We start from the raw sequence: 5,025 nt of genomic DNA, 5'->3' as shown, positions 1-5,025 counted from the left end.
CCCCCCCCCCGCCCGCCGCCCGCCGCCCGCCGCCAGGTCGAGCTGGTCTACTACGCCCTCCGCGACGGCCACGTGCGCGCCCTGGACCACCTACCCAGGAGCGCTGCATGAACGCGATCCCCAGGCAACACCTCCAGTCAGCGCGGGTCGTGCAGGTCATGACCCCCAACCATGGCGTGGTCGCCCCCGCTGATTGACCCCGCCGACCGGTTCGCCCCGCGCACCCCATCATGCCGCTCACCTGCCACGGCGAACGGAGTGACCGGCAGCCCACCAGGGCCTGCCCACCCACCGGGAATCCGATACTGACGAGCGCGACTCCCACCACCCCCCCGCCCAACGAATCGAGCACCCCCACCCCGGCACCGAACTTCGACCTGAATAGTCTCGCCGAGTCAGGCGCCGGCCTCAAGGCCCCCCGGCCGCTGCGCGGTCGTGCTCCGCACGAGCCTTGACCCCCACGCCCATCCCGACGTGCGCGCCGCTATCGAAGACCTCCGAAAACCAAGCACCGTAGCCCCTTGACACGGCCCCGCTCCCACAGGGATGACCTGCGGATGTTTCCGCGGGTCAGAGGGTCATACGTGGTGTCCGAGGGGGGACTTGAACCCCCACCCTCTATACGAGGACTAGCACCTCAAGCTAGCGCGTCTGCCTATTCCGCCACCCGGACAAGGTGTCGACCAGCCGTCCCGCGGGGTGCGGGGCGACCTGTTGCCGCGACGCGAAAGGCTAGCACGGCGCACCCGGCAGCGACGAAACGCGCTCCTCGCCATCCCACGCTCGGGTGCGCGTCGAGAGCGTCACATCGCGGCGACGGCCGTCTGGAGATCCTTGTAGGGCTGGTTGAGGGCGGCGACACCGGCCGCGGTGATGTGGTCGTCCTGCGTCAGCTGCTGCACGCTGGTGCCGAAGTCGTCGGTCGCCGCCTGGGCCTTGGGCTTGGAGCCGTCGCCGATGGCGCTGTCGATGGCGCCCAGCTTGGATCCGAGCTCCTTCTGCCCGGTGGCGTCGACGTCCTTCGCGGCGACCGCCTGGTCGACGGCCGTGCGCAGGTTGTCGGCGGCCACCTGCGGGCTGAGCGCCTGCGTCGTCGTCGTGGTCGTCGTCGTGGGCTCGGTGGTCGTGGTCGTCGTGGGCTGCGTCGACGTCGTCGTGGTCGTCGACGTCTCGGACGTGGTCGGCGGGGCCGACGTCGTCGTCGACTGCGTCGACGGCGTCCGGTCGCCGGAGGGGTTGGTCACGACGTAGACGACGACCGCGACGACGAGGGCCGCGAGGAGCACCCACGGAAGCCACGTCCACACCCCGCGCTTCTTCGGCGGAACGGCGGCCGGCATCGGCCCGGTGGGCTCGGCCGCCGGGGGCGTCGGCGACGTCGGGCCCATCACTTGGGTCGGCGCCGGCAGCACCTGGGTGGCGGCCGCCGGGCCGAGCGGACGGACCCCCCGCAGCGCCTCGCCGACCTCCCCCGCGGTCTGGGGCCGGTCGTCGGGGCTCTTCTGGAGGAGTCGGTCGATGACGGCCGCCAGGTCGGCGGGGACGTCGGGGCGGGCCGTGCGGACGTCGGGGACCGGCTCCTGGGTATGCCGGAGCATCGTCGCCACGGGGGTCTCGGCGTGGAACGGGGACTCGCCGGTGAGGAGGGCGAAGAGGACGCAGCCGAGCGCATAGAGATCGGCCCGCGCATCGACGCGCGAGCCGGTCGCCTGCTCGGGAGCGAGGTAGTCGGCGGTCCCCATGACGGTGTTGGTCCGGGTGAGTCCGCCCCCGCTCGGGTCGTCGAGCAGCTGGGTGATGCCGAAGTCGAGGACCTTGACGGTGCCGTCCGCGGCATACGAGACGTTGGCCGGCTTGATGTCCCGGTGGACGACCCCCGCCTCGTGGGCGGCGGTCAGCGCCGCGCTCATCTGGATGCCGATGCTGCGGACGTCCTCGACGGGCAGCGGGCCCTCCTGCCGGAGCCGCTCGGCGAGCGTCGGCCCGGGCAGCAGCTCCATGACGAGGTATGCCGTCGTGTCCTCGACGCCGGTGTCGAAGACCGTGACGATGTTGGGATGGTTGAGGGCCGCCGTCGTGCGGGCCTCGCGCTCGAACCGGGCGCCCCAGGCGTCGCTGTCGGGGCCGGTGAGGTCGAGGAGCTTGACCGCCACGTCGCGCCGGAGGACCTCGTCCTCGGCGCGCCACACGACGGCCATCCCTCCTCGACCGAGAGGCGACACCAAGCGATAGCGGCCGGCAACGACGCGGTCGGACACGAGAGGACACCCTTCGACGACGAGGCCCCAAATCTAGAGCAGCGGTCACCTCCCGCGCGTTGTCGGACCCCACGGTGACAATGTCCGCGTGCTCTACTCCACGATCGTCACCGCCTCCCACGCCGCCGGCGCGACCCGGTCCCGCACGGCCAAGGTGGCGACGGTGGCGGCTGTCATCTCGGCGGCGGCCGAGGACGAGGTGGGCATCGTCGTGAGCCACCTCTCCGGCGTGCTGCCCCAGCGTCGCCTCGGCGTGGGGTGGCGCACCCTCGGCTCGCTGCCCGAGCCGGCATCGACGTCGTCGCTGTCGGTCGTCGACGTCGACGACCGCCTATCCGAGCTCGCCGCGGCGACCGGGGCCGGCTCGGTCGGGCGGCGACGGGCGGCCCTCAACGCTCTCATGGCCCGCGCCACGACGGACGAGCAGGACTTCCTGCGGGCCCTCATCACGGGCAACCTGCGACAGGGCGCCCTCGACGGCGTCATGCTCCAGGCCGTCGCCGTGGCCTACGACCTGCCGGAGAGCGCCGTTCGGCGGGCCGTCATGCTCTCGGGGACCGTCGCGCCCGTCGCCCAGGCCGCCCGAGCCGGTGGCCTCCCCGCCGTCGAGGCGGTCGAGCTCGTCGTCGGCCGACCGGTGCGCCCGATGCTCGCCTCGTCCGCCACGACGGTGACGGATGCGCTGGGCGACACCGGCCGGGAGGTCCTCGTCGACGGCAAGCTCGACGGCATCCGGCTCCAGGCGCACCGCCGCGACGGCGAGGTCAGCCTCTTCACGCGGAGCCTCGACGACATCACCGACCGGCTGCCCGAGGTCGTCGAGGCCGTGACGGACCTCCCCGGCGGCGACCTCGTCGTCGACGGCGAGGCGATCGTCCTGCGCTCCGACGGCCGGCCGGAGCCGTTCCAGGTGACGGGGGCCAGGACGGCGAGCAGCGCCGACGTCGCCGCCCTGCGCGCCTCGGCGCCCGTCACGACCTACCTGTTCGACGTGCTCCACGCCGATGGCCGCACCCTGCTCGACGAGCCGGCCGTCACGCGCCACGAGGTCCTCTCGAGCATCGCCCCCCACCTGCTCGTGCCGCGGATCGTCACCGCGGATCCGCAGGAGGCGCAGGCCTTCTTCGCCGATCTGGTCTCCGGTGGCCACGAGGGCGTCGTCGTCAAGTCGGTGTCCGGCCGGTATGCCGCGGGCCGCCGCGGCAAGGAGTGGGTCAAGGTCAAGCCGGTCCACACCCTCGACCTCGTCGTCCTCGCCGTCGAACGCGGCAGCGGCCGGCGTCGCGGAACCCTCAGCAACATCCACCTCGGCGCCCGCGACCCGGAGCACGGCGGCTTCGTCATGCTCGGCAAGACGTTCAAGGGGATGACCGACGCGATGCTCGCGTGGCAGACGGAGCGGTTCGCACAGCTCGCGACCGACGACGACGGGTGGGTCGTCACCGTGCGCCCCGAGCAGGTCGTCGAGATCGCCGTCGACGGGCTGCAGCGGTCCTCGCGCTACCCCGGTGGGGTCGCGCTCCGGTTCGCCCGGGTGGTGCGCTACCGCGACGACAAGACGGCCGAGGAGGCCGACACCATCGAGACCGTGCGGCGGCTCGGCTCATGACGAAGGATCCGTGATGCCGGCCGTCGCCGACGAGGCCGTGGCACCGGTGTCAGCGCAGGCGCGCGAGCCGGTCCTCGAGCGCCGGCCGCAGCGACCACGCGCCCGTGATCGCCTCGACCTCCTGCGCAGCCGTCGGCGAGGCGGCCCCGGTCCGCACCGCGCGCAGCAGCGTGTTGCGGGGCGTGTGCTTGCTCTCGACGAACTCGACGACGTCCACCCGGTAGCCCTCCCGCCGCAGGATCGCCGCCCGGAGCCCGTCGGTCAGGGTGTCGGCCAGGCGCTCGCGGAGGATGCCGTGGCGCGTCAGGACGGCATACGGGCCCTTGTCCTGCGCGCGTCGCAGCTGCGCCGCGATGTCGTGGTGGCAGCAGGGCGCGGCGAGGACGACCGCGCTCCCCCATCCGAGGGCCCGGGCGAGGACGTCGTCCGTCGCGGTGTCGCACGCGTGGAGGGCGAGGACCACCTCCGGTGGCGGCTCGAGGACGACCCCGCCGATGGGGGCGACGACGAACGTCGCGGTGCCCTCGACGCCGAGGCGTCGAGCGAGGGCGTCGTTGTGCGCCTTCGACTGCTCCTTGACGTCGACCCCGACGATCTCCGTCGGGAGGTCGAGGGCGGAGGTCAGGTGGTGGTGGACCGCGAAGGTGAGGTAGCCGTTGCCGCACCCGAGGTCTGCGACCCGCAAGGGTGCCGCCGTCGACGGCCGTCGCAGACGTCCCGCCTCGAGCACCTCACGGAGCGCCGGCACGAGGGCCCGCAGCAGCTCCTCGACCTGGCGACGCTTGCGCTCGCCGCCTCCGAGAGCCGCGACGAACGGGTCGCCGGGGTCGAGGAGCCGTGGGCGCGTCCGGTCGTGGTGGCGGTCCTGATCGGGCCCGACGGGCGCGCTCGCGCTCCTCCGGTGCACCATCGCCTCGCCCTTCTTCGTGACGCGCAGCTGGACGGTCGCGTCGACGGTGTCGACATGCCAGTTGCCGAACGGCTCGGCGAGGAGCTCGGCGATGGCATGCTCCGACGCAGGGCCGACGGCATGGTTGCTCGTGAAGGCCTGTGTCGCGTCGTACGCCGTCACCTGGAGGTGCGGGCCCGCCTTGAGGTCGACGTAGCGCACCTCGACCCGGCGCCAGCGCGCCGCCTGCCCGCGGCGCCGGCCCGCGC

General features: G+C 73.2%; 3 protein-coding genes and 1 tRNA gene. 1 reads left to right on the top strand and 3 read right to left on the bottom strand.

The window, feature by feature from the left end:
- Positions 1-585: 585 nt before the first annotated feature.
- Positions 586-673: transfer RNA gene (locus tag BN12_RS20880), tRNA-Leu, on the bottom strand.
- Positions 674-803: 130 nt separating this feature from the next.
- Positions 804-2,222, bottom strand: coding sequence for a serine/threonine-protein kinase (locus tag BN12_RS20875; RefSeq protein ID WP_268807037.1), 1,419 nt, complete (start codon positions 2,220-2,222; stop codon positions 804-806).
- A 124-nt stretch (positions 2,223-2,346) separates the two neighbouring features.
- Between BN12_RS20875 and BN12_RS20870 the strand changes: the two genes are divergently transcribed.
- Complete coding sequence (locus tag BN12_RS20870) at positions 2,347-3,867, top strand: ATP-dependent DNA ligase (protein ID WP_048555477.1); 1,521 nt, start codon at positions 2,347-2,349, stop codon at positions 3,865-3,867.
- A 49-nt stretch (positions 3,868-3,916) separates the two neighbouring features.
- Here the strand turns inward: BN12_RS20870 and BN12_RS20865 are convergent.
- Positions 3,917-5,025 (bottom strand): class I SAM-dependent methyltransferase (locus BN12_RS20865; RefSeq protein ID WP_048555476.1); only part of this gene is annotated, 1,109 nt, incomplete at its 5' end.

The organism is Nostocoides japonicum T1-X7, assembly GCF_001046855.1.
GTDB lineage: Bacteria > Actinomycetota > Actinomycetes > Actinomycetales > Dermatophilaceae > Nostocoides > Nostocoides japonicum.
This window is presented reverse-complemented; position numbering and strand designations above follow the sequence as displayed.